Below are 24,345 nucleotides of genomic sequence, written 5' to 3'. Positions count from 1 at the left end.
ATTACTACCGCCGTTGCTTTACCGCTTTAATATTTTTCTGAAGGAGTTTCATAATGAAGAAAGCTTTATTGGCAGTTGTTGCTTTGGGTACTTCGGTAGCGGCTGTTGCTGCGCCGCTTGCTACGACTTTTACCGGCCCGGCTGTCGAATTGGGTGCGGGCGTAAGCAAAACTGATTTAAAAAATGGCGATTGGAACGAGAAAAGTAAAGCCGATATATCGCTGCGCGGTAATTATTTAGTTGATTATGGTAGCAATTGGATCGGTGGTGGCGAAGTGGCTTATAAGCCTTTGAGCCGCACGATTGCGAGTGATGGTGATGCTACCGCGAAACAAAAATATGATTTGTCTGCTTCTTATGTACAAGGTTATCGGGTAGCTTCGGATGCGCTGGTATATGGTAAGCTAGGCTATCATTACGGCCGCTTCGATAGTTCTTCTGATAAGAACTTCAAGGGCGGCATCAATGGTTTGGGCTACGGCTTAGGTGCAAAATATGCAGTGGCGCCGAATGTGGAAGTGGGTGCCGAATGGGAGCAGGTTCGCTATAAAGACGGCGACGCCAAAGCAACCAACAACAGCTATATGGCTACTGTCGGCTACCGATTCTAAAAAACAATTTTTATTCCCTCAATGCTGTAACCTTCTCTGATATTTGCCGGCTCTGAATGAGCCGGTTTTTTTATGGCTGAAATCAGGTAGGCGATTTTTGGGAGTTTTTGCTCGATAGTAGATAAGGGTAAGATAACTTTTTCGAATTTAAACTTAGGCCTAACCTATCGGTAGGTATCGTTGGATTGATTATTCCCGTACCCTATTGTTGCAAGGTTGCCAAGGAGTAGAGGTATGCGCATAGAAAACAAGATGTACTGCAGTTTGAGGAGGCTGGATAAACTACCTGTTTCATGGCGTGAAATGGTGCAAACGCGCCTGATGGGGCGTTTTGTACCGTTTTTATCAACCGCAGGTCTGCGTTTCGAACAATTGAGCCGGGAATCGGTGAGGGTAAGCATACGGAACCGCCGTGCGGTACAAAACCACATCAAAGGCGTGCATGCTTGTGCGATGGCTTTGCTGGCAGAAACGGCGACGGGTTTTGCAGTGCAGATGAATGTGCCTGACGACAAACTGATTTTATTAAAATCAATGAATATTCAGTATGTTAAGCGATCGGTCGGTAACATGCATGCAGTAGCGCGCATTAGCGATGAAATGGCGGCACGTTTGCAGACAGAGGAGCGCGGTAATTTTGTTGTTCCTTGCGAGGTGGGTGACGAGAGCGGGGAACCGCCGGTATTGGTGGAAATGGTATGGGCGTGGGTACCCAAGAAGCATGATTGAGAAGTTGTGGTGAAGTCGGCTTTATTTTATAATTAATTCATTGATTTAAATTTTGTTTTTTCATTCGATGAATTTAAATTAACGGTATTTGCATCTCATTTATGGGCCGTCTGAAAAAAGTTTCAGACGGCCTTTATTGTTTTGTGGATTTCCGATATCGAATGGATAATTTGGAGAACATACCCGTAGCAAATTGTAAGACAAGGTCATGGCGAAAATCAGTTTGTCTGCGTTATGATGAGATTTTGTGGCGGATCAGGATAAAGTTATGGCAATAAATGCATGCTCGCCAGTGAATACGACGCTTGAAGTTATCGGCGGTAAATGGAAACCTGCGATTGTTTATCATCTGATGCAGGATACACAGCGTTTTAATGAATTGCGGCGGCTAGTGCCTGAGGCCAGTCAGAGGATGCTGACTTTGCAGCTGCGCGAATTGGAAGAATCGGGGATTATCCGGCGTAAGGTTTATCCGGTAGTGCCGCCGAAAGTAGAATATTCTCTAACCGAGTTTGGCCGGACGCTTGTGCCGGTGGTTCAAGCTATGTATGAATGGGGGCAAACTTATGCCGAAGAATGTGTCAGGATAAAAGCCATGCAAAAAGATGCCGTCTGAAATATGGCGGCAAACGGCACAAAGGAGATGCAACCCCCTTTCGTTTGCCGGCATGATTTCCACAGTTTATTAAATCTTGCAGGCACCCCCAGCACAGTTATCATCCTCTTCTGCGGCATCTACACCGCCCTCTACGGTAACATCGTCAAAATCTTCCAATAGGGAATCTAGATCGTCCAGCTCAAATTCTTGTTCGTTCATGTGAAATCTTTCATTTGGTCATTGAGGTTGTAGCAGTCGTACGTACGGTTTGCCATAGCGAAGCTGTGTTTGGCCGTTATGTCGTAATTGCAGTTACAGGACACCTTATCTTGGGGCGTAAAGAGGCGGATTCAACCGTCGGTTTTTCTACGGGGCAGTTTAATATGCGGTTTGATTTTCTTCGGTATGCTTACCGGTGCAGGAACCGTATTTAAGCCGAGTTCCTCATATTGCTTAGGGCTCAGAAGATTACTCCAATCTCCGTGCCGGTACCAATCGCTACCGTCTAATTCAATCGGATGTTGGATACGCTCGCAGCCGTTGCCGCATTGCAGATCGGTAGCAGCGCAATATTTATCGCATCCCCAGCAGATACGTTCGGGATTTTTCGGATGGATAGGAAACTTTTTAGCCATAGCGGTAGAAGCGGCAGAATCACGCCAAATCATACTCTACGCCAATTATGAATAGTTTAACAATACGCCTTAAGTCGGATACTGCCGATTTTGGCCAAATGGGAAAAATTAATATACGGATGAATATGGTTTGAAAAATAACTTTTATTTCAATAGTCAAAATTCTACGGCATTTTATATGCCAACTTTACCGGTAGCTATGATGATGGGCTGTAAGTATTTTATCCGTTATCTGCAAAAGCGGCTTTCCTCGGACTTAGGCAACAGCAGATAAAATACATCGTTATGCCGTCTGAAAATTTCAGCAGGCATTGTTTCATGGAAGAGGCCGTTTACACGGTTTTGTTTATCCATTGCAACAAACATTCCAATCAAGCCCGAACCCAGCTTGTAAAAGCACAGGCAAGTGCTGATTCCTGCTACAATTTATTTACTTTGTTTACAAATTATCCAGTTTTGCAGCCAATATGAAACTCCGAACACCTGCCGTCAATCCCAGAATCATGGCGACTATGCCGATTTTCTTCAGTGTAGCGATTGCCGCGGTGCTTGTTTGGTATTTCAACCTGCCCAAGCTGGCGCCGCCCTTAATCCTCGGCATTATTGCGGGCGGTTTGGTGGATTTGGACAACCGCCTGACAGGCCGTCTGAAAAATATTCTGTTTACCGTTATCGCTTTTTCCATTTCCTCGCTCACGGCCCAGCTGACTATGGCGCACCATTACCGCTATACGTTGGCTATGACCGTACTCACTTTCGGCTTTACTTTGTTGGGCGCAGTCGGCCTGCGCTACCGGACCATTGCATTTGGTACGCTGGCGGTGGCGATTTATACCACGCTCACTTATTCCCCCGATTCCCTGTGGTATGTTAATCCGCTGATGATATTGTTTGGCACAGTGCTGTACAGCAGCCTTACCCTGCTGATGCACATGTTGTTTCCGCACCGCCCAGTGCAGGAAAACGTAGCCGCCGCCTATGCTGCATTGGGGGGCTATTTCGATGCCAAAGCCGCCTTTTTCGATCCCGACGAAAGCGACCAACTTGATAAACACCAGATCGGTCTGGCGATGAAAAACACCGGTGTTATCGGTGCATTCAACCAATGCCGGAGCTCTTTGTTTTACCGGATGCGCGGGCAGCACCGCCATCCGCGTACCAGCCGTATGTTGCGCTACTATTTCACCGCCCAAGATATTCACGAACGTATCAGTTCGGCACACGTCGATTACCGCGAATTGGCGGAAAAGTTGAAAAATACCGACCTGATTTTCCGTATCCAACGTCTGCTCGAACTTCAGGCGCGCGCTTGTCGGGATGTAGCCGAAAGCCTGCGTAGCGGCACCCATTACGAATACAGCGAACGTCTTGCCCGCGCCATTACCGGTTGCAAACAGTCGCTGAAACTGTATGCCGATACCCACGAAGGCGCAGATGTGCATACTTTGCGTCGTCTGCTTGATAATTTATACAGTATTGATTATCAGCTTTCCCATTTAGAAAGCGAAGAAGGCGCGGATGCCGATGCCGACAGCGATGCCACCCGTATTGCCGCCCTTGAAAAAGGCGGTTTGAAAAACGCATTGGTCACTTTGCGCGGGCAGTTAAACTTCGAATCCGCCGTTTTTCGCCACGCCGTCCGCCTGTCGTTGGTGGTTTTGCTGATTTGCGCCATTATAGAAGCCTTCGATTTCAACTTGGGCTATTGGATACTGTTGACCGCGCTGTTTGTCTGCCAGCCCAACTATTCTGCCACCAAAAGCCGCGTTAACCAGCGGATTGTCGGAACCCTACTGGGCGTATTAGTCGGATCCATCGTTCCGTATTTCACGCCCTCTATGGAAACCAAACTGTGGATAATCGTTGTTTCCACCACCCTGTTTTTCTTTTTCCGTACCAATAAATACAGCTTTTCCACATTTTTCATCACCATACAGGCGCTCACCAGTTTTTCGTTGGCCGGATTCGACGTTTATGCAGTTTTGCCGTTCCGTTTGATAGATACCGTGATAGGTGCTGTGATTGCATGGGTGGCCGTTTCCCACCTGTGGCCCGATTGGCGTTATCTCACATTAGAGCGTACTGCAGGCCGTGCGATTGCCTACAACGGAGCCTATCTCCGAGTGATTCTCGACCAATTGCAAAACGGCGGTATCGACGATGTTTCCTACCGCAGCGTACGCCGTCAAACCCACGAACGCGCCGCCGCCCTCAGCAGTACCCTTTCCGATATGAGCAGCGAACCGAAAAAATACGGTAGCAAAGTGCAAGACGGCTTCGAATTATTGCGGCTGAACTACACGCTGGTCGGCTATATCTCCGCGCTGGGTGCTTACCGCAATCAGATGCAGAACCAAAGCGGCGATGGCTTTATCCGCGATTTTTACCGCACTGCCTACCGCATAGCGGATTTACTCGACCATATCCGAGAGTTGGACGAAGACAGCTTTCAGACGGCCTATCATGAGTTGGAAACCGAATTGCAGGCCTTGCAGCCGGATTCCGCCGCCGGAGACCGCCAGCAGATTGTACTGTGGCAGCAATTGGTGATGATTACCCGCCAACTGCCCCCGTGCTTTGCCGCTTTATACCGTGAACGGCAGGCTGAAGCCGATAATGCTGTTGTAGAGGTTTGAGAGGGTATGAATTTCAGACGGCAATAATTATGGGTGAAAGCGAGCCAGTATAAACAGATGTATGAAAATAAGCTGAAAACCTCTAATTTTGTATAGAAATAAGCACAATTAGAGGTTTTCATTTTGAGATAGCAGAATATTGGGAAGATTTATGCAACCATTCATCCAAGGATAATTTATATGCTTGTTAATTTTCTGACTTCATTGCCTTCTATTATTACTGTTTCTTGATTGCTCAGCGGTAATAAATTTAAGTGGGCATAGTGTTGGATAATTTGTTCGCTGGTTTGGACAAATGGATAATTTTGATAATGTGGGACAATATAAAAATCTACAATATCCAAGCCGTTGTCTGATTGTAAGTGGGAAGCGTGTTCACGATTATCCATTAATTCCGAATAAGTGATGCTTTTGGCAGCCAAGATTGCTCCCGCCGATTCACCAATGTAAACCATCCCCTCTTCAATACGGCGCTTTAATATATCAATTAGATTTTTGTTTTGTAATTCTTGTAATAAATAAAATGTATTTCCACCCGATATATATACTAGATCAGTTTGCTCAAGCTTATTAACTGCGGTTTCTTTATCCGTATTGGCAATATCTAAAATTTCAATTTGATAACCCATCTCTTGCCATTTTTGTTCTGCTTCGTACACATAGTTTTTGTAATCTTCAATATTTGAAGCAGTGGGAATGAATAGAACAGGTGAATTTTTAATATGCTTTTTGAAGAATGGTTCAAGTAAATGAGCGGTTCCTGCAAAATATGAAGCCAAACAAATCTTTTTCATAGGCATTTTATCCTTATCTTCTAGATATTTAGTTAGCGGCTTTACCGTTTGGCTTTAAAGCTGAGCAGATGCTGCTGCGTTGCCAACCATGCACCGGCAATGCCTAAGGCGGTTACGACGGCCAATACCAGCAGGATTTCCCAGGTATAGAAGAAACGCCATTCGATATTTAAGCCATAAGGCTTGAATATTTGGTTGACCAAGGGCTGGCTGGCGCGCATCAGCCAAGCGCACAGGCCGAGGCTGATGGCGGCGGAAAGCACGCTCTGCCAGGCGGCCTGATAGAGGAAGGGGCGGCGGATAAATGATGCGGGCGCGCCCAAGAGTTTGGTGATTTCGATTTCCTCTTTGCGGCTTAAAATTTGCAGGCGGATGGTGTTATGCGCTACCAATACGAAGGCTACGCTAAGGGTAACGGCTAAGAACCAAAAGATTTTGTGAACGAAATTGTTGATTTGGTACAGCGTTTGCATCCATTCGGTATCGAGCTTGGCACTCTCCACCATAGGCAGTTTGCCCAAATCTTGTTGCAGTGCCTGCATTTCTTCGGGTGTGCTGCCGGTGTCGGGAGTAACGATGAAAACATCGGGCAGCGGGTTTTCGTCGAGCATGGAAACCAGATCCTGCCCGCCCATGCTTTGCTGCAATTCTTCGAGGCCTTTTTGTTTGCTTACGAATTCGCTTTTTTGGATACGCTTGTCTTCGTTGAGCAGGTTTTTAACGGCTGAGCTGTCGACTTCGTCGGCGCCCATTTCCATGTAAAGGGTGATTTGCGGGGCTTCGTTGAGTTTGCCCAATACGGCTTGGCTGCTTTGTACGCCTAGGTAGAGCGCCAGCGGTAGGGTCATGGCGATGGCCAGCATCAAGAGAATCAGCAGCGTGGCCAGCGGTTGGCGGATAAAGTGATGCAGGGCGTTGCGGGCTGATTCGAGGTGGAGCGACAGATAATGGTTCATGAGGCAAACCTGCCTTCCTGTAAACGTAAGATACGGTGGCCGTAATCAGCCATCAGGGTTTCGTCGTGGGCGGCTACGATAACGGTAGTGCCGACTTCGTGAAAGGTTTTGAAGAGCTCCATAATGTCGAGTGCGTAGGCACGGTCGAGGTTGGCGGAGGGTTCGTCCGCAATCAGTAGGCTGGGCTGGTGTACGACTGCGCGGGCGATACACAGGCGTTGCTGTTCGCCGCCGGAAAGGGTAATCGGGTCGGCGTTTTCGCGTCCGCCCAAGCCGACTTTCTCAATGGCGACGCGGGCGCGCTTCTCGGCCTGTTTCGGGTCGTAGCCGATAATGCGCAGCGGCAGCAGTACATTTTGCAGCACGTTGCGGTCAAACAGGATTTTGTGGTCTTGGAACACGATGCCGATGTGCTGGCGCAAAAAGCCGATTTGGTTGTCGTTGAGGCTGCCGATGTCTTGATTATTCATCCACACTTTGCCGCTGCTGGGTTTGGTAATGCCGGCAATCAGTTTCAAAATGGTGGATTTGCCGGCTCCCGAGTGTCCGGCGACGAAAATCATCTCGCCTTTGTCGATGTTGAAGCTGACGTTTTTCAATGCTTGAAAACCGCCGGGATAGGTTTTGGAAACTTGTTCGAAACGGATCATGGTTTTGCTCGGATAAATGGGCTTGGGCCAACTTTTCCTACCGTCGCTTATACTTGATATGGTATGCGGCGGCAGTGTGAAGGTTTGCCTGAAAGAATGAATCCGATTATACAGAATATCGCCGTAAGATTCAGTTGGCCGTCTGAAACCTTTGTCTTTATAATGGCTGGGCTTGTGCGGCCGATGCCGTCTGAAAATTATTGATAAAGGAATACTTATGCTTACGCCTGAAGAAGTGAAAGCCATGATTGCCGCGGTTGTGCCGTGCGAACATATCGAAGTGGAAGGCGACGGCCATCATTTTTTTGCCCATATCGTTTCTAGCGCATTTGAGGGCAAGGCCCGCTTGGCGCGCCACCGTTTGATTAAAGACGGGCTGAAGGAAAAACTGGCCAGCAATGAGCTGCACGCGCTTTCCATCACCACTGCCGCTACGCCTGCGGAATGGGCGGCCAAACAAGGGCAGTAATTTTTATAGGCTTGCAAAAAGGCCGTCTGAAACATTTTCAGACGGCCTTTTTTGGCTGATACGTTTTATTCGTATACTTTGAGCAGCTCTACTTCGAAAATCAAAGTAGCATTGGGCGGAATCACGCCGCCGGCGCCGTGTGCGCCGTAGCCCATTTCAGGCGGAATGGTGAGCTTGCGTTTGCCGCCTTCTTTCATGCCGCCGAAGCCTTCGTCCCAGCCTTGAATAACCTGACCGACGCCCAGAACGATGGTAAGCGGTTGGCGGCGGTCGAGACTGGAGTCAAATTTGGTGCCGTCTTCCAGCCAGCCGGTGTAGTGTACGGTGATTTCTTTGCCTTTCACGGCTTCCTTGCCGTGGCCGGTTTCGATGTCTTCGATAATCAGACTCATGCTTATTCCTTTGCAATCGGATGGGAAATGCGGCAAGATTAACACAGCCTCGGCGGTTTTAAAACCAAGGCTGTTTCAGTTGCCCACGCATTGGTGTAACGGAAATTTGTTTTTGGCACGGCGGCCTTTAATGCCTTGTTTGCGCTCGTAGCGATTCCATGCTTTTTCGTGGAAATAAAATACCACGGTATTGGCGATGGGCTCGATTAAGGCAACCGCGCTCGAAATACCGATGCTGCCGGTCAGCAGATAAGCCACGCCGAATGCGACTCCGAAGTGTAAAACGGCAAAAGTAATGGTTTTCAACATAATGGTTCCTTTGCTGATGGAAGAGGCCGTCTGAAACCGCCTTGTGTTTGCATGGTTAAATAATAACTATTATCAAATATAAAAAATAGTTGATTATTTAAATTTGCATTTAGTGAAAATTTATTGAAATTAAAAAACAGATAGGATTAAAAAATGGCTATAAAAGTAGTGGTACTCGACCGCGATACGCTGGTGCAGCGTCCTTTTGATTTTCATTTCGACCACATCCTTGAAGAGTATGGCAATACCCTGCCCGAGCAAACGGCAGAACGTATCGAGGGGGCGGATATAGTAGTAAGCAATAAAGTTTTTATCGGTGCCGAACATATCACCGCCAACCCCCAGTTGAAACTGATTGCCGTTTCAGCTACCGGCTACAACAATGTTGATATCCAAGCCGCCAAGGCGGCCGGTGTTACTGTATGCAATATCCGCGCTTACGGCAACGAATCGGTGGCCGAACATGCTTTTATGCTGATGATTGCGTTGATGCGTAATCTACCCGCTTACCAGAGAGATGTAGCGGCAGGCTTGTGGGAAAAATCACCGTTTTTCTGTCATTTCGGCGCACCTATGCGCGATTTGAACGGCAAAACCCTGGCCATTTTCGGGCGCGGCAATATTGGTAATACGCTGGCGGGTTATGCGCGTGCTTTCAATATGAATGTGGTGTTCGGCGAACACAAACACGCCGCCGCAGTGCGCGAAGGTTATGTATCTTTCGACACCGCCATCCGCAGTGCCGATGTCATTTCGCTGCATTGCCCGCTCACTGAAAATACCGCCAATATGATAGGCGAAGCCGAGCTGCAACAAATGAAACCCGGTGCCATTATCATCAATTGCGGGCGCGGCGGTTTGGTGGATGAAAACGCTTTGGTGGCCGCTTTGAAATACGGCCAATTAGGCGGGGCGGGTTTTGACGTGCTGACCGAAGAACCGCCGCGCCAAGGCAACCCGCTATTGAAAGCGCGCCTACCCAATTTGATTGTTACTCCGCATATGGCTTGGGCAAGCGATGAAGCCGTGAACCGCTTGTTTGATATTCTGGTTGAAAATATCAACGGCTTTATGCGCGGTGAGCCGCAGAATGTTGTGGTATAAGTAGTCAGGCTGGGTAACGGAAATAGCCGTAATGAAAGATGCCGTCTGAAAAGTTTTCAGACGGCATCTTTCATTTTTCCAAGGGGATACGGTTTAAGTATCGGGCTTAGGCTTTTTTCACAAATTCCGATTTCAAATTCATCGCACTGCCATCGATTTTGCAGGCGATATCATGATCGCCTTCTTGCAAACGGATGCCTTTTACTTTGGTACCTTGTTTAATCACTTGCGAAGAGCCTTTGACTTTCAAATCTTTGATTAATACTACCGTATCGCCGTCGGCCAGAGGTGTGCCGTTGGCATCTTTGACAACCACGGTTTCTTCAACGGTTTCACCCTCCGTCCATTCGTGGGCGCATTCGGGGCAAACCAGTTGTATGCCGTCGTGGTAGGTGAATTCTGAATGGCATTGCGGGCAGGCCGGCAGGCTCATAATGTTTCCTTGTCTTGATAATAAAAACGCAATTATAAACCAATCGCTGCTGCCGATGGTTTATACCTGGCCTGCGGATGAAAACAGCAATAAGAGACCCAGCAGGATTAATATGCAGCCGATAACGCGGTTGACATATTTTTGGCGTTGCAGCAAGGCATGGCGTATGTTCGGGCTGGAAAGAACGAATGTCACAAATACAAACCAAACCAGATGTGCTGCCGACACAAACAAACCGTATCCGGCCTGAACCGCTATCGGCGTATCGGGGCGCACGATTTGGGTAAATGTGCTTAACACGAACAGCGTGGTTTTGGGATTGAAGGCATTGGTAATGAAACCGCTTTTAAAAGCGGCAGAATCGGACAGCGTATCGCTTGTCGTGTTCAGCCCGCTTGAAACGAGCCGGTATCGGCAAGTAGTAAAGCCGATGTAAACCAAATAGACTGCCCCAAAAAATTTAACGGCGTGAAACAGCATGGGGAATTTCAACAGCAGAATGCTTACTCCCAATAATGTATAGCCGACATGAATCCATACGGCAGAGGCAATGCCGAATGAAGTCAAGATGCCTGCACGGCGGCCATACAGATAGCTGTTGCGCGTTACCATGGCAAAATCGCCGCCCGGGCTGATAACGGCGAGAATAGTGATGGCGGCCACGGCCAATAGTTCTTGCATAATCGTATTTCCTTTCTTAAACAGTTGTTAAATCTGCTGTGATATATGCGGCGTAAATCGGTTGCCAACTGGTTACCGGTTTCTATACGGCGGGCGGGCTAAATATGAAAAAACGTCCGAAAAAATTATCTGTTTTCGGTAAAGCTGTTTGGAAGTACGGTATTTTCAGACGGCATAAATATCAAAATAATGAATTTATTATGTTGATTTATATGCTTATAATGACTTCCCGTCAGGCTTTGGATGAATTGTGCGGTAAAAACAGGTTGAAAAAAATCGAATTATTTTTTTGAAAAATGTGAGTTTATGGAAAGTATCAGGCGTTTCCCTCTAAATGCGTTGAAGTTCTTTTTTTGCGTCGGCAAATACGGCGGTTTGGCCGCGGCGGCAGAGCAGTTGTGTGTGACGCACGGTGCGGTCAGCAAACAGCTGAAGATATTGGAAGAGCATATCGGGGAGGCTTTGTTTTTTAAGCAAGGACGCGCATTGCGGCTTTCTCCGGCAGGCTTAAAACTGTATGAATCCTGTCAGTATATGTTTGCGGAGCTGGACAATACGCTGGCAAAGCTCAAACACAGCCAAGAGCGTGATTTGGTGGTTTCCTGCGAGCCGACGCTGGCGATGAAATGGCTGATTCCGCGGATAACGCATTTTCCGAAAGAATACGGTTTTCACGTGGTGATATTGGCGGCGGGCGGTCAGGTAGATTTTCAGCGGCAGGCGGTAGATGTAGCCATCAGGCGTAACGATTTCGCATGGCCGGAAACGGTATTTGCCGAGTATTTGTGTGCTGAAAAAACAGGGCCGGTGCATATTCCCGAGCCTTTATATCTGAAAAAACTGCATACCCATACACGCCCCGATGCGTGGAGCCGTTGGGAGAAACAGCATGCCGGCGCAGAGTTGCCGTACGAAGGCGATATGTTTTTCGAACATTTTTATTTGTCTATCCAAGCCGCTGTGGCTGGATTGGGCGTGGCGGTGGCTTCGGAATTGATGGTGGACGAGGAAATACGGCGCGGGATATTGGCTGCGCCGCATGGTTTTCAAGACGACGGTTCGGCCTATTATCTGCTTTCGGATATACCGTTTGAGGCCGACTGCCGCCGCCAAAAGTTTTTATCGTGGCTGAAAGAACAGATGCACTCAGCGGTAGTTGGAGCATAATGTTTCAGACGGCGTAGCGCATCACATAGGGCGTTTGCCGGTATTCGAGATAGATATTTCCGCCTGTTTCAGACTGTTGCCGACCTTTACAGCGGCGGTATGTTCTGTCAGGCTTCGTTATGGGAGTGCGGGCGGGGGCTGCGGTCGTTGCCTGTCGCACGTTTTATGCAGACAAATGACGGGACGATACGGATGACGGATAAGCCGAATAAATTTTACTCTCTCTTTTTCTCGGTATTTTTCTTATTTGCGGGCTTCGGCCTGTTTCTGAACTCTGCCGGTGTCGAATTGGCACAAATGGGGGCGAACAATACCGCCATCGGTGCATTGAATGCGGCATTTTTCGTGGGTGCGGCTTTAAGCGCGGTAGCCGCACACCGGGTGATTTCGGGCGTGGGGCATATCCGTGCCTTTAGCGTGTTCGGTGCGGTGTTTGCGATTGCGGCATTAGGACATATGATGACCGCCAATCTGTGGGCTTGGGGCGTGCTAAGGGTGATTCTCGGCTTCTGTTATTACAGCCTGCTGATGATTGTGGAAAGCTGGTTTGTTGAGCGCAGTAGTGCGGGGGCGAGGGCAAAAGTGCTGGCTTTTTATAATGTCGTTTATTACGTCGCCTTTACCGCAGGTATCGCCTTATTGAGCCTGAAATTATCGAGCAACGATATTTTTACGATGGCGGCGATTATGGTAATGGCGGCGATGCTACCGGTTGCGCTTACCCGCTTGAAAGCCCCGCGGTTGCCTCCCCGCCAGCGCATCAGCCTGCCGCGTTTGTTTGCCGTCGCCCCGTTGGCATTGGTGGGCAGCTTTGTCGGCGGTTTGCTGATGAACGGTTTTTTCACCATGGCTTCGGTATTTTTGTTGAAACAGGGCTTTGATGTACGGCAGATTTCGTTTTACCTGATGGTGTCGATGGTGATGGGCTTCGCCGTCCAACTGCCGGTAGCCAAACTTTCCGACCGTTTCGGCCGTCGCGCCGCGATTTTAACCTGTTCGTCAGTGGCCGCAGTGGGCGCACTTTTGGGATTGGCACTTATGCTGGCAGGTATTAACGATATGTGGGTGCAATATATGGTGGCGGCATTTTTCGGCATCGGGCTGTTTACCCTCTACGCGCTGTCGGTTGCCCGTGCCAACGACCAATTGCCTAAGGGCATGAATACGGTTGAAGTCAGCCGCAGCCTGCTGTTTAGCTACGGTATGGGTTCGCTTACCGCCCCGCTGGTGTTGGGTGTGGTGATGGACCAAGCCGAACGCTATGGCTTTTACGGTTATTTTGTGATTTGTGCGGGGCTGTTGGCAGTATTCGCATGGCGTCAAAAAGCAGTGCCGGAAGACCAACGCAGTATGTATGTGAACATGCCTGCCGCCGCCGGACCGGTAGTGGCGGATTTGGACCCGCGTAACGATACCGGCGTGATGCGCCCGTTTGATGATGCCGCTGCGCAGGAATATGCCGACTCTCTAAACCGGGAAAGTTATGCGGAAAAAGAGCAGCAAAGCACTATTGCGGATAAGGATAGCAGCAACCCACATTAATTTTACGCAGTAAAATAAGGCCGTCTGAAAAATATTTTCAGACGGCCAAAATTTCAACACACAGCTACCTGAAGGTAGCTGAAAGGCGACCCGGGTAACACCCCTACATTGAAAATTGGTTTCAACACACAGCTACCTGAAGGTAGCTGATACGAGTTTTTCGGCAGCCTGATTAACGGCAAAAAAGTTTCAACACACAGCTACCTGAAGGTAGCTGATTCCATGTTACTCTCCCATATCTTTAACCGGCTTTGGTTTCAACACACAGCTACCTGAAGGTAGCTGAAGCACCTGTTGCCTACGTCTTCCGTCTGTTTGCCGTTTCAACACACAGCTACCTGAAGGTAGCTGACTGAAAAGACCGCTGAGCAGATTTTGGCTATGTTGTTTCAACACACAGCTACCTGAAGGTAGCTGATCCAGCAGCACCGGCTGCTCCATCTGCCCCTTTAGGTTTCAACACACAGCTACCTGAAGGTAGCTGAGTCCGTTGCCACACCACCCCGCTCAAGCTTAACCGTTTCAACACACAGCTACCTGAAGGTAGCTGAATGCCTGTTGCGAATCAACAGGCAATTATTATTTGTTTCAACACACAGCTACCTGAAGGTAGCTGAGCCGCCTGTATCTCGTGGTAACTGTTCACTCGCAAGTTTCAACACACAGCTACCTGAAGGTAGCTGAGCCGACTTTTCCCGATTGCGATTATTTAGCGGTTATGTTTCAACACACAGCTACCTGAAGGTAGCTGAAGGGCGGTAGTTACGACAACGGCTGCACCATATTTGTTTCAACACACAGCTACCTGAAGGTAGCTGACGTTGCAACAAAACTTTTGGGGCTGTATTAGATTAGCCTTAAATATCACACCAAATTCGCAAGATTTTAAGTTGCTCTTTTGGTGTACCAAAGTTAAAACGAAATTCGCATTCTTTCAAGAATAAAGGGAAAGATTTTCGGTCAATTCCATTGTACTTTCGTAGAACGCGCTTTGCCTGATTCCAGAAGTTTTCAATACCGTTGATATGGTTTTGACGGTCGACAAAAAGCTCTGAATGATTGATTCTGTGATGCGTAAATTCACTCACATCTAGCACATCATAGCTTTTGTAATAGTCCGTATAAACAATGCTATCAGGCATTATTTTTCGTTTAATAACAGGTAGTAAAGTATCTTGTTTGGTATTTTTAACGACAACAGTATAAACCTTGCCTTGACGTTTCAAAATACCAAATACCGCTACTTTCCCAGCCGCTCCGCGACCGCGTTTGCCTTTTCGTTGTCCACCAAAATAACTCTCATCAAGCTCGATTGAACCATCAAAGATTTCATCAGCTTGAAGCTCTAAATGATAGGCAATGACTTGGCGAATTTTACGGTAAAACAGAGCTGCTGAATTGGGGTTAATATCCAATAAATTGGCAGCAGAACGGGCGGTTACCTCAAGTACAAAAAATTCAAGCAACTTTTTTTGTACTTTTTTAGATAGTTTACAGTATGTTATCTTCATTTTTAAAGGGTAACATAACTGCCAATCTAATACAGCCCCAAACTTTTTTACAAACCATATGCAGTTTCAACACACAGCTACCTGAAGGTAGCTGAAATGGGCGTTATATCAAGTAGCCAAATACTGTGATGTTTCAACACACAGCTACCTGAAGGTAGCTGACATCAGCAGCTGTCTGAATCAGCCGGGCGTAACCGTTTCAACACACAGCTACCTGAAGGTAGCTGAGCATTACTCTTGTATCTTCACGCGGAGGTCCGAGGTTTCAACACACAGCTACCTGAAGGTAGCTGATACAGATCACCTTGCATTACTGAAGTGTTAATCGGTTTCAACACACAGCTACCTGAAGGTAGCTGAAGCCTCTTTCGCAAAGCATATAACCAAAGGTTTGGAGCGGGTAAATTCGCTAATGTCTGTGTTCGGAGGCCGGGCAGACTGCCCTTATGCGGATTTTATCACGCTATCGTGTGCAGTATATTGATTATGCGGAAGTTTTATTTATCGCTGATCTGCTGTGGTTGGGATGTGTACTTGGGGTTGGCGATATGGGTTTACCGTATTGTAGGGATTCAAAAGGTTGGTTGTAGAACGACTAACTATAAAACCGGTGCAGAGTTTGCGTTTTTTCGTTTGTTTGAGCCGTTTATTTCAAATGCCGTCTGAAAAATTTTTCAGACGGCATTTAATCATAACGGATACCGCACATATTGCGGCGCAACCTTGCTTACATCAGGTTCAAGTCGCTGATACGGTCAAACAGCCGCTCGGGCTGGCCGCCCTCTTCGTGTAATTGGATACGCAGGCGCAAGTCGTTGGCGGAATCGGCTTGGCGCAATGCTTCGTCGTATTCGATTTGGCCTGAAGTATAGAGATTGAACAAGTGTTGGTCGAAGGTTTGCATGCCTTCGTCTATCGAGTTGGTCATCACATCTTTGATTTCCAACAGCTCGCCTTTGAAAATCAAATCTTGTACGGAGGGGCTGTTGATCAGCAGGTCGATTACGGCGGTGCGCCCTGTACGGCCTTTTTTCACGGCAAGGCGTTGGCCGATGATGCCGACCAGGTTGAGCGCCAAATCCATCAATACTTGTTGGCGGCGGTCTTCCTGATAGAAGTTGATTACGCGCTCGATGGCTTGGTAGGCGGTGCTGGCGTGCAGGGTGCAGATGCACAGGTGGCCGGTTTGTGCCAGTTGCAGGGCGTATTCCATACTGCTTTCGCTGCGTACCTCACCGATACAGACTACGTCGGGAGCTTGGCGCATGGCGTTTTGTACGGCGGTTTTCCAATCGGGGGTATCAATACCGATTTCGCGTTGGGTGATGATGCAGCGGCGCGGTTTGTAGAGGTATTCGATGGGATCTTCAATGGTAACGATATGGCCGGGCAGTTTGTGGTTACGGTAGTTTAGCATCGAAGCCATGGTGGTGGATTTACCCGAGCCGGTGGGGCCGGCCAAAATCAGCAGGCCCCGTGGTTTGAGGGCGAGGGTTTGCAACACTTCGGGCAGCCCCAATACGCTCATTTCGGGAATTTCTTGGTTGATGCGGCGCAATACCAGGCCGACGCGCCCTTGTTCGCGGTAGGCGTTCACACGGTAGCGGGTGTTGCTGCTGGATTGTACGGAATAGTTGAGGTCTGATTCGCGGTTGAACGTTTCGAGCTGGTCGTCGTTCATGGTGGATTCGGCAATCAGGGCGGTTTCTTCGGAGGTAAGCGCTTTGTGCGGCATGGGGGTGAGTACGCCGTCTACTTTTAAAGAGGGCGGGAAACCTGAGCTGATGAAAATATCGGATGCGCCTTGTGCTTCTGCTTCTTGGCACATGCGCGCCAACAGGGGGTGAAGTTGTACGCCGATTTCTGCCGGGGTGGGGATATGCGGCGGACGCTGTTTTTCCGAATAGGCAGCCACCATTTCGCTTAGTAAGTCGTTTAATTGTTGTGCATTGCTCATTTTTTTTGTCCTTATTGAATTGTTAGAGCATCTCTGAGTTTTGCGCTTTGCTGCGGGCGGTTTCGGGGCTGATGATGCCTTGGCGTACCAGAGCCTGCAATGCTTGGTCGAGCGTTTGCATGCCGTGAGCCTGGCCGGTTTGCAATACCGAACCGATTTGGGCGATTTTGTTTTCGCGAATCAGGTTGCGTACGGCCGGGGTGGAGATCAGAATCTCGTGGGCGGCTACGCGGCTGTCGCCGTTGCGTGTTTTAAGCAGGGTTTGCGATATAACGGCGCGCAAGCTCTCGGAAAGCATCGAGCGAACCATGTCTTTTTCGCCGGCAGGGAAAACGTCGACGATACGGTCGACTGTTTTGGCCGCGCCGGTGGTGTGCAGGGTGCCGAATACCAAGTGGCCGGTTTCGGCGGCGGTCAAGGCCAAGCTGATGGTTTCGGGATCACGCATCTCACCGATCAGGATAACGTCGGGGTCTTCACGCAGGGCGGAACGCAGGGCGTTGGCGAAGCTGTGGGTGTGTTCGTGAAGTTCGCGTTGGTTGATCAGGGCTTTTTTGCTTTGGTGTACAAACTCGATCGGGTCTTCGATGGTGAGGATGTGGCTGGGCTGGGTATCGTTGATATAGTTGATCATGGCCGCCAGCGTGGTGGATTTACCCGAACCGGTGGGGCCTGTTACCAATACCAAGCCGCGAGGTTGTTCGGCGATATTTTGGAAAATACGCGGGGCTTTTAGCTCTTCTAATGTAGGTACGGCGCTCGGTACGGTACGGAATACGGCGGCCGGGCCGCGTTTGGTCATGAATGCGTTAACACGGAAACGGGATACGTTGGGTAGTTCGAATGAAAAGTCGGTTTCAAAATCTTGTTGGTAAAGTTTGCGTTGATGGTCGTTCATCACCGAGGTAATCATTTGGCCGACTTCGTCGCTGGTCATTTCCGGCAGGTTGATGCGGCGTATGTCGCCATGTACGCGGATCATCGGCGGCAGCCCCGCGCTGAGGTGTAAGTCGGAAGCTTTGTTTTTTACGCCGAAAGCGAGTAAGTCTGTAATTTGCATAATGTGCCTTTGTATTTTGCGTTACAATTTTTATCTGAATGGCGTGTATTTTAAACCAGCATGCCGTCTGAAACCATGTTGATACCGTTATTTATGTTAATTATTTTTCAGACGGCCTGCATCGTCGGGTAAAGCATGAATAATTTACAACAGAATTATCACGAGGTATGTGCAAAAATTGCGGATGCCGTGCAGGCGGCGGCAAGAGAGCCGCGGAGCGTGCATTTGGTGGCGGTGGGCAAAACGTTTCCAGCCGCCGATATCCGCGCGTTGTATGCCGAGGGACAGCGTGATTTCGGTGAAAACTATATTCAGGAGTGGTCGGCCAAAGCAAAAGAGTTGGCCGATTGCAGAGAAATCGTTTGGCATATTATCGGGCAGGTTCAGTCGAATAAAACCCGCCTTGTTGCCGAATCGGCGCACTGGGTTCATACCATTGACCGCCTGAAAACCGCCCAACGCTTAAGCAGCCAACGCCCCGATACCATGCCGCCGTTGCAAGTGTGTATCGAAGTGAACATTGCCGCCGAAGCCAACAAGCACGGCGTACCTCCTGACGAGGCCGTTGCCTTGGCTTGCGAAGTGGCTAAATTGCCCAAGTTGCAGGTGCGCGGTTTGATGTGCGTGGCAGAAGCCGATGCCGGAGAAGATGCCTTGCGCCGCCAGTTCGAAACCATGCGGCAACTGCTGGCCGATTTGCAGGCCGCGGGCATTGCGGCAGACGTATTGTCGATGGGGATGTCGGCAGATATGGCGTTGGCGGTTGAGTGCGGCGCAACGCATGTGCGTATCGGCAGTGCGATTTTCGGCAAGCGCGACTATGCCGTCTGAAAGAGCTAAATAGTTTCAGACGGCCTTTTGCCATCTCAAATCATCAAGCGGGAGCAAACATTATGACGATTTACTTTTTGGGCGGCGGTAATATGGCCGAGGCCATTATTTCGGGATTGGTAAAACACAGTGATACCCCTATTCATGTTGCCAACAGGGGTGAGGAAAAACGCTTGCGCTTGCAAGAGCGTTACGGAGTTGGCGTATCCGCTGTTTTACCGCCGTTGCAAGCCGAAGATGTTTTGGTATTAGCGGTCAAACCGCAGGATATGCAGGCGGCCTGTGCGGGGTTGCAAACCAACGGCGCATTGGTACTTTCGGTAGCGGCAGGCTTGAGTCTGAATACTTTGAGCAGCTATCTTGGTGGTGCCAAACGCCTGATCCGCATTATGCCCAACACTCCTGGCAGTATCGGCCTGGGTGTATCGGGCATGTTTGCGGCAGACGGTGTGAGCCATACCGACAAGCGTACCGCCGAAACGATTATGGCGGCCACCGGCGAAGTGCTTTGGCTCGATAGCGAAGAACAGATGCACAGCATTACCGGCATCAGCGGCAGCGGTCCCGCTTATGTTTTTTATTTGCTGGAAGCTTTGCAGCAGGCCGCGCTGGAGCAGGGTTTTGATAACGAACAGGCGCGTATGCTCAGTTTGGCTACGTTCAAAGGAGCCGTGGCCTTGGCCGAAGCAAGCGGAGAAGAATTTTCGGTATTGCGGCAAAACGTTACTTCCAAAGGCGGCACGACTTTTGCCGCGCTCGAAACATTCGGCAAACACGGCGTAGCCGAAGCGATACAGGCGGGCGTGGCAGCTTGTGTTGCGCGCTCTCGGGAAATCGCCGCCCAATTTGAGCAAAATAATCTTTAGTGTAAATAAAGGCCGTCTGAAACCATGTGGATAAATAAATTACTGGTATTGGCAGATGTTGCCGCCATCATTTGTTTGGCACGTTGTTTGTTGCAATGGGCCAAGTTGCCTTTTGCCCATCCGCTGGCGCAATTTTGTTGTAAAACCACCGATTGGCTGGTGCGGCCATTGCGTGGTGCCGCCCCGCCGTTGGGCAAATGGGACGGCGCGTGTATTTTGGCTGCCCTGCTGCTTTATTATCTGGCTTTTACCGTGATTACTTTTTCGGTTCAGCCGCAGGGCTTCGGTATGCGCTTGTTGGCCGCCAACCTCTTTTTTGCCGTGCTGCATTTGGTGAAGGCGGCCGTATACGTTTTGTTGTTGGGTTTGCTGTTGCGAATGCTGCTCGGCTTTAGACAACCGTTTTCGCCTTTGCTGCCCGTTTTACACCGGATATTCGAACCTTTGCTGCGCCCGTTTGTCTTTTTAAGAATCGGCCGTTGGGATTTTTCCGGCAGCTTGTTGGCATTGGTGTTGTGGTTTTGGCTGGTCGAAGTGTTGCCCAGCTTAACTACCCGTCTGAATTTGTGGTTATTGCACCAGTGATTATATAAAAAACTGCCGGCAGGCAGTTTGTCTATTTCATACCACAAAATCGGCCGACGCCGGCATACTATTGTAGATTGCGGCGAAAATCATGTTATGATGCTTTTTGGTAGTTAAAAGTATTGAAAAAACAATAATAAGCCGCTTCGTTTAATTATTAAACGGAAGTTATTGAAAACTTTATAGTTGAGAAAGAAACGCCATGGCAAAGCTGACAGAACAAGACATCCTCAATTGGGATGGCCCCGAAGAAGATTACATGAATGCCGATCATTTGGCTTTTTTCAGGGATTTGCTGGTCAAGCTGCAAGACGAACTGATTGAAAATGCCAATGCTACTACCGGCCATTTGCAAGAGCATGAATCTGCTCCCGATCCGGCCGACCGCGCCACCCAGGAAGAGGAATACGCACTGGAGCTCCGTACCCGCGACCGTGAGCGCAAGCTGCTGGCCAAAGTACAATCTTCTATCCGCAAGATCGATGAAGGCGATTACGGCTTCTGCCAAGATACGGGCGAACCTATCGGTTTGAAACGCCTGTTGGCACGTCCTACCGCAACTTTGTCGGTGGAAGCGCAAGAGCGCCGCGAGCAAATGAAGAAACAATTCGCCGATTAAATATCAGGCATCAAAAAACGGCAGACAGTAATGTCTGCCGTTTTTTTTTTCAGACGGCATGGTTATTTCGTGGTATATGGTACTAAAGACGTTTATTATCTTGAATGGTCAATCCCGCCCGTGCCTGTTGGGATAGTATTTTCTTCGATACGCTTTTGATTTTGGAAAAATTCATGTACCGATCTGCCGCTTTGATTTTACTGTTGTCAACCACACTGCCCTCGTGGGCGCAAACGCTTTCGCAAACCCTTGCCAACGGTATGAAGGTAATCGTGAAAGAAGACCGCCGCGCTCCCGTTGCCGTTACCCAGCTTTGGTATAAGGTCGGCAGCGTAGACGAGCAGCCCGGTAAAACCGGCCTTAGCCATGCTTTGGAACACATGATGTTTAAAGGCACGCCGGCTGTTCCTTCGGGTGAATTTTCCCGCCGTATCTCCGCTATGGGCGGCAGCCTCAATGCCTATACCAACCGTAATGAAACCGTTTATTTCCAAACCGTTGCCGCCAAACGTTTGCCCGAAGTGTTGGAGATGGAGGCCGACCGCATGGTCAACCTCAATTTCAGCGACAGCGAGTTCGACAATGAAATGAGCGTTATCCGCGAAGAACGCCGCCAGCGAACGGAAGATACCCCCGGCGGCAAAATGTGGGAGCAGATATACCAAAGCAGTTTCCAAACACCAGCCAACCGCGCCCCCGTTATCGGTTATATGGACGACCTTTTCCGGCTCAAGGGCGAAGATTTGCGCCGATGGTACCGCCAATGGTATGCCCCCAATAATGCCGTACTTGTGGTGGTGGGCGACGTGGATGCCGCATCGGTTTTGCAAACAGCCGAGAATCTGTTCGGCCACATTCCGGCCCGAGAGCTGGCTGGGCGCAATAATTTGCAGGAAACCGCCAAACGTACGCCCGCAGAAGCCGAAACCACGGCGCTCACCCGCCAACCTCTATTGGCGCTCAGCTACCGCGTGCCGGGCTTGGAAAAACTCGGCGACAAAATGCCCTATGCCCTTGATATGCTTTCCAATATTCTTTCCGGTAACAGTGCCAGCCGTTTGGATAAAAATCTGGTACGCGGCAAACAGGCAGCATTGGATATCGGTGCCAATTACGATATGCTCAGCCGCGAAATGCCTTTATTCAATATTATCGCCATGCCGGCCGAGGGCACCGATACCCGCGCCCTGCAAGCCCTGATTGAGGCCGAGATCGCCGATATTGCCGCAAACGGTATTAAAGCGGATGAGCTGAAGAGGGTTCGTAATTTAGCGGCGGCATCCGAAATTTATGCCAAAGATTCGATGAGCAGCCAAGCATCGGTTATCGGTAAGCTGGAGACGCGCGGTTTCAGCCATCGCGACGAAGCCGAATTGCGCCGCCGTTTGCAAGCAGTGGATAGCGCCGATATCCAAGCGGCAGCCAAGTTATTGGTTCCGGAACGGCGCAGCGTCGTTGTCGTGAATCCCCAAGTATCCGAATAAACTTTGATGCCGTCTGAAAAATTTCAGACGGCATATTGCCGTCAAATACCCCGATTAGGCCGCCGATAGGCTTTCTTTTCTACCTCATTCACACTACGGGCTGACCGATTATGAGAAACCACATCCCCGCTACTTTCCGCCGAATCCTCGGATTCACCTTATCCGCTTTATTTTTGCCGACCGCGCAAGCCGTCGACATACAACGCTGGCACACTCCCGAAGGCACGCAAGTTTTACTGGTTAGCCGCCATGAAAATCCGATTGTCGATATCCAAATCGACTTTAAAGGCGCAGGTTCGGCGGTTAGTGGTAAAGACGGCAGCGAAGTGGCCGAATTTACCGCCGCCCTGCTGACAGACGGTACACACAAATTGGATGAGGAGGCTTTCAACGCCCGCATCAATGAATTGGCCGTGGAGGTAGCCAGCGGCACAGGCGGTGAAAGCGCATATATACGCTTGCGCAGCCTGAGCAACCGCCAAAACCTGCAACCTGCCGTGCAATTGGTTAATCAGGCACTTACCCAGCCCCGTTTCGCTCCCGAAGTGTTCAAGCGGCGCCAGCGGCAAAGCATTACCGCCCTAAAACAAAACGAAACCGATGCCGGATTTATTGCCGGTAGAGCCGTTACCCTGCTGAATTATCCCGACCATCCCTACGGTGCGAGCGCCAAAACCAATGAAGCCGGTATTGCCAAAGTCGGCCTGGGTGATATCCGCAACTTCCACCGCAGCCGTTACGGCAAAAATAATGCCGTCGTTGCAGTTGTCGGTGACCTTAACCGCCATCAAGCCGAAATATTGGTAAAAAAAGTTTTAAACGGCTTACCTGATAAAGCCGCCGCAACCACCGCCGTGCCGGCTGTTCCCCCGCATCAGGCATGGCAGCAAAATATCCCGTTTGCCGGCGAACAGGCGCAAATCGCCTTAAGCCTGCCGCTGATTACCCGCGACGATCCTGATTACTACGCCCTGATAGTCGGCAACTATATTCTCGGCGGCGGCGGATTCGACAGCCGTTTGATGAAAGTATTGCGCGACCAACACGGCTACACCTACGGTGCATCCAGCAGCCTTTCTCCTGCCGCCCAAGCCGGCCCGCTCACAATCGGCTTTTCTACCAAAAAAGCCAGTACAAACGAAGCATTGGCCGCTGCCCGTAAAGTCGTGGCTGAATTTATCAAACAAGGCCCAACCGAAGAGGAATTGCAGCAGGCAAAAGATAACTTAATCGGCGGTTTTCCTTTGCGCTTCGATACCAATGCCAAATTGTTGGGCTATCTCAGCGTGATCGGTGTGTACGATCTGCCTGAAAATTGGCTCGACAACTACCCCAAAGAAGTCGCCTCCCTTACCGCCGCAGATATCCGCTCGGTATGGCAACGCAGAGTGAAGCCGGAAGATTTTAATGTGGTGGTAGTGGGAGCAGAAAAATAATAGTCCAAATACATATAATTAGAGGTGAAACCCTAATTTGATTATGATAGATTAATACGGACTTTTCAAAATAAAAGGCCGTCTGAAAAACACGCATAACAAAAGCGGTTTATCCGCTTATCGCAAATCCTGAAAAGAATCTTTCAGACGGCCTCTCAATAAAGCAGACATGCACGGCGCCGGGCCCGCTGTAAACATATCACTCACTTACTAATAAATTCATAAAAAACGCCCGCCCGATTCAGAGACTTCAACACGCGCGCAAACACCAATCATCTAATGGTTTACGT

General features: G+C 49.4%; 26 protein-coding genes and 2 CRISPR repeat arrays. Of the genes, 14 read left to right on the top strand and 12 right to left on the bottom strand.

The features are described from left to right. The first annotated feature begins 53 nt into the window (after positions 1 to 53). The 3 genes from LVJ86_RS10970 to LVJ86_RS10960 all read left to right on the top strand — a co-directional run bounded on the left by LVJ86_RS10970 (position 54) and on the right by LVJ86_RS10960 (position 1,956). Positions 54 to 611, top strand: coding sequence for a porin family protein (locus LVJ86_RS10970; protein ID WP_047761676.1), 558 nt, complete (start codon positions 54 to 56; stop codon positions 609 to 611). Between the two features lie 234 nt (positions 612 to 845). Then, complete coding sequence (locus tag LVJ86_RS10965) at positions 846 to 1,340, top strand: DUF4442 domain-containing protein (protein ID WP_053008358.1); 495 nt, start codon at positions 846 to 848, stop codon at positions 1,338 to 1,340. Between the two features lie 268 nt (positions 1,341 to 1,608). Further along, positions 1,609 to 1,956: a winged helix-turn-helix transcriptional regulator gene (locus LVJ86_RS10960; RefSeq protein ID WP_047761675.1), complete on the top strand. Its 348-nt coding sequence runs from the start codon at positions 1,609 to 1,611 to the stop codon at positions 1,954 to 1,956. A gap of 69 nt (positions 1,957 to 2,025) precedes the next feature. Here the strand turns inward: LVJ86_RS10960 and LVJ86_RS11065 are convergent, their stop codons facing one another. Further along, positions 2,026 to 2,157, bottom strand: a complete 132-nt coding sequence (locus tag LVJ86_RS11065; protein WP_268777908.1) for a hypothetical protein — start codon at positions 2,155 to 2,157, stop codon at positions 2,026 to 2,028. Positions 2,158 to 2,288: 131 nt separating this feature from the next. Further along, positions 2,289 to 2,573, bottom strand: a complete 285-nt coding sequence (locus LVJ86_RS10955) for a DUF3079 domain-containing protein (RefSeq protein WP_047761690.1) — start codon at positions 2,571 to 2,573, stop codon at positions 2,289 to 2,291. A gap of 467 nt (positions 2,574 to 3,040) precedes the next feature. Here LVJ86_RS10955 and yccS point away from each other — a divergent pair, with 467 nt between their 5' ends. Continuing rightward, positions 3,041 to 5,209 (top strand): YccS family putative transporter, encoded by a 2,169-nt coding sequence (yccS, locus tag LVJ86_RS10950; protein ID WP_047761674.1) that lies wholly within the window; start codon positions 3,041 to 3,043, stop codon positions 5,207 to 5,209. A 176-nt stretch (positions 5,210 to 5,385) separates the two neighbouring features. Here the strand turns inward: yccS and LVJ86_RS10945 are convergent, their stop codons facing one another. The 3 genes from LVJ86_RS10945 to ftsE are packed head-to-tail and all read right to left on the bottom strand — an operon-like array spanning position 5,386 to position 7,609. Beyond that, positions 5,386 to 6,003: a Type 1 glutamine amidotransferase-like domain-containing protein gene (locus LVJ86_RS10945; RefSeq protein ID WP_047761673.1), complete on the bottom strand. Its 618-nt coding sequence runs from the start codon at positions 6,001 to 6,003 to the stop codon at positions 5,386 to 5,388. Between the two features lie 41 nt (positions 6,004 to 6,044). Beyond that, positions 6,045 to 6,959 carry a permease-like cell division protein FtsX gene (gene ftsX / locus LVJ86_RS10940; RefSeq protein WP_047761672.1) on the bottom strand — a complete coding sequence of 305 codons (915 nt, stop codon included), beginning with the start codon at positions 6,957 to 6,959 and terminating at the stop codon, positions 6,045 to 6,047. Further along, the gene (ftsE, locus tag LVJ86_RS10935) at positions 6,956 to 7,609 is read right to left on the bottom strand and encodes a cell division ATP-binding protein FtsE (protein ID WP_047761671.1); all 654 of its coding nucleotides are present in this window, start codon (positions 7,607 to 7,609) and stop codon (positions 6,956 to 6,958) included. The genes ftsX and ftsE overlap by 4 nt, the downstream gene beginning before the upstream one ends. Before the next feature lie 217 nt (positions 7,610 to 7,826). Here ftsE and LVJ86_RS10930 point away from each other — a divergent pair, with 217 nt between their 5' ends. Next, positions 7,827 to 8,078, top strand: a complete 252-nt coding sequence (locus LVJ86_RS10930) for a BolA family protein (RefSeq protein WP_047761670.1) — start codon at positions 7,827 to 7,829, stop codon at positions 8,076 to 8,078. 65 nt (positions 8,079 to 8,143) lie between these two features. Here LVJ86_RS10930 and LVJ86_RS10925 read toward each other — a convergent pair whose 3' ends face one another. Next, positions 8,144 to 8,470: an FKBP-type peptidyl-prolyl cis-trans isomerase gene (locus LVJ86_RS10925; protein WP_047761669.1), complete on the bottom strand. Its 327-nt coding sequence runs from the start codon at positions 8,468 to 8,470 to the stop codon at positions 8,144 to 8,146. Positions 8,471 to 8,545: 75 nt separating this feature from the next. Continuing rightward, positions 8,546 to 8,779, bottom strand: a complete 234-nt coding sequence (locus LVJ86_RS10920) for a DUF2061 domain-containing protein (RefSeq protein WP_047761668.1) — start codon at positions 8,777 to 8,779, stop codon at positions 8,546 to 8,548. Positions 8,780 to 8,932: 153 nt separating this feature from the next. Here LVJ86_RS10920 and LVJ86_RS10915 point away from each other — a divergent pair, with 153 nt between their 5' ends. Next, positions 8,933 to 9,883: a D-2-hydroxyacid dehydrogenase gene (locus LVJ86_RS10915; RefSeq protein WP_047761667.1), complete on the top strand. Its 951-nt coding sequence runs from the start codon at positions 8,933 to 8,935 to the stop codon at positions 9,881 to 9,883. Between the two features lie 106 nt (positions 9,884 to 9,989). On the opposite strand, the gene LVJ86_RS10910 is transcribed toward LVJ86_RS10915, so the two are convergent. Both LVJ86_RS10910 and LVJ86_RS10905 read right to left on the bottom strand, forming a co-directional pair. Continuing rightward, entirely contained in the window at positions 9,990 to 10,316 is a 327-nt protein-coding gene (locus LVJ86_RS10910) for a zinc ribbon domain-containing protein YjdM (RefSeq protein ID WP_047761666.1), read from the bottom strand. 60 nt (positions 10,317 to 10,376) lie between these two features. After that, complete coding sequence (locus tag LVJ86_RS10905; protein WP_047761665.1) at positions 10,377 to 10,997, bottom strand: LysE family translocator; 621 nt, start codon at positions 10,995 to 10,997, stop codon at positions 10,377 to 10,379. A gap of 306 nt (positions 10,998 to 11,303) precedes the next feature. Here LVJ86_RS10905 and LVJ86_RS10900 point away from each other — a divergent pair, with 306 nt between their 5' ends. Together LVJ86_RS10900 and LVJ86_RS10895 are read left to right on the top strand one after the other, a co-directional pair. After that, a complete protein-coding gene (locus LVJ86_RS10900) occupies positions 11,304 to 12,164 on the top strand; it encodes a LysR family transcriptional regulator (protein WP_047761663.1) in 861 nt (286 codons plus the stop codon). A 165-nt stretch (positions 12,165 to 12,329) separates the two neighbouring features. Next, positions 12,330 to 13,706: an MFS transporter gene (locus LVJ86_RS10895; protein WP_047761662.1), complete on the top strand. Its 1,377-nt coding sequence runs from the start codon at positions 12,330 to 12,332 to the stop codon at positions 13,704 to 13,706. Positions 13,707 to 13,756: 50 nt separating this feature from the next. Next, positions 13,757 to 14,525: a CRISPR direct-repeat array (repeat unit 32 nt; unit sequence GTTTCAACACACAGCTACCTGAAGGTAGCTGA). Positions 14,526 to 14,563: 38 nt separating this feature from the next. Here LVJ86_RS10895 and LVJ86_RS10890 read toward each other — a convergent pair. The 3 genes from LVJ86_RS10890 to LVJ86_RS10880 all read right to left on the bottom strand — a co-directional run bounded on the left by LVJ86_RS10890 (position 14,564) and on the right by LVJ86_RS10880 (position 18,234). Further along, positions 14,564 to 15,217 (bottom strand): IS1595 family transposase, encoded by a 654-nt coding sequence (locus LVJ86_RS10890; protein WP_244702549.1) that lies wholly within the window; start codon positions 15,215 to 15,217, stop codon positions 14,564 to 14,566. A 62-nt stretch (positions 15,218 to 15,279) separates the two neighbouring features. After that, positions 15,280 to 15,577: a CRISPR direct-repeat array (repeat unit 32 nt; unit sequence GTTTCAACACACAGCTACCTGAAGGTAGCTGA). 367 nt (positions 15,578 to 15,944) lie between these two features. Further along, complete coding sequence (locus LVJ86_RS10885; protein WP_047761580.1) at positions 15,945 to 17,174, bottom strand: PilT/PilU family type 4a pilus ATPase; 1,230 nt, start codon at positions 17,172 to 17,174, stop codon at positions 15,945 to 15,947. Between the two features lie 22 nt (positions 17,175 to 17,196). Continuing rightward, positions 17,197 to 18,234, bottom strand: coding sequence for a type IV pilus twitching motility protein PilT (locus LVJ86_RS10880; protein ID WP_047761581.1), 1,038 nt, complete (start codon positions 18,232 to 18,234; stop codon positions 17,197 to 17,199). A 135-nt stretch (positions 18,235 to 18,369) separates the two neighbouring features. Here LVJ86_RS10880 and LVJ86_RS10875 point away from each other — a divergent pair, with 135 nt between their 5' ends. From LVJ86_RS10875 to LVJ86_RS10850, 6 genes are all read left to right on the top strand, one after another. After that, positions 18,370 to 19,065: a YggS family pyridoxal phosphate-dependent enzyme gene (locus LVJ86_RS10875; protein WP_047761582.1), complete on the top strand. Its 696-nt coding sequence runs from the start codon at positions 18,370 to 18,372 to the stop codon at positions 19,063 to 19,065. Positions 19,066 to 19,127: 62 nt separating this feature from the next. Next, on the top strand, positions 19,128 to 19,931 hold the full coding sequence (gene proC / locus LVJ86_RS10870) for a pyrroline-5-carboxylate reductase (RefSeq protein ID WP_047761583.1): 804 nt from the start codon (positions 19,128 to 19,130) through the stop codon (positions 19,929 to 19,931). A 24-nt stretch (positions 19,932 to 19,955) separates the two neighbouring features. Continuing rightward, a complete protein-coding gene (locus LVJ86_RS10865) occupies positions 19,956 to 20,516 on the top strand; it encodes a YggT family protein (RefSeq protein WP_047761584.1) in 561 nt (186 codons plus the stop codon). Between the two features lie 202 nt (positions 20,517 to 20,718). Then, entirely contained in the window at positions 20,719 to 21,135 is a 417-nt protein-coding gene (gene dksA / locus LVJ86_RS10860; RefSeq protein ID WP_047761585.1) for an RNA polymerase-binding protein DksA, read from the top strand. A 173-nt stretch (positions 21,136 to 21,308) separates the two neighbouring features. Next, entirely contained in the window at positions 21,309 to 22,619 is a 1,311-nt protein-coding gene (locus tag LVJ86_RS10855) for a M16 family metallopeptidase (RefSeq protein ID WP_047761617.1), read from the top strand. A gap of 110 nt (positions 22,620 to 22,729) precedes the next feature. Continuing rightward, on the top strand, positions 22,730 to 24,055 hold the full coding sequence (locus LVJ86_RS10850; RefSeq protein WP_047761586.1) for a M16 family metallopeptidase: 1,326 nt from the start codon (positions 22,730 to 22,732) through the stop codon (positions 24,053 to 24,055). Positions 24,056 to 24,345: the final 290 nt, after the last annotated feature.

The sequence above is a fragment of the Neisseria arctica genome, assembly GCF_022870905.1.
Taxonomy (GTDB): domain Bacteria; phylum Pseudomonadota; class Gammaproteobacteria; order Burkholderiales; family Neisseriaceae; genus Neisseria; species Neisseria arctica.
This window is presented reverse-complemented; position numbering and strand designations above follow the sequence as displayed.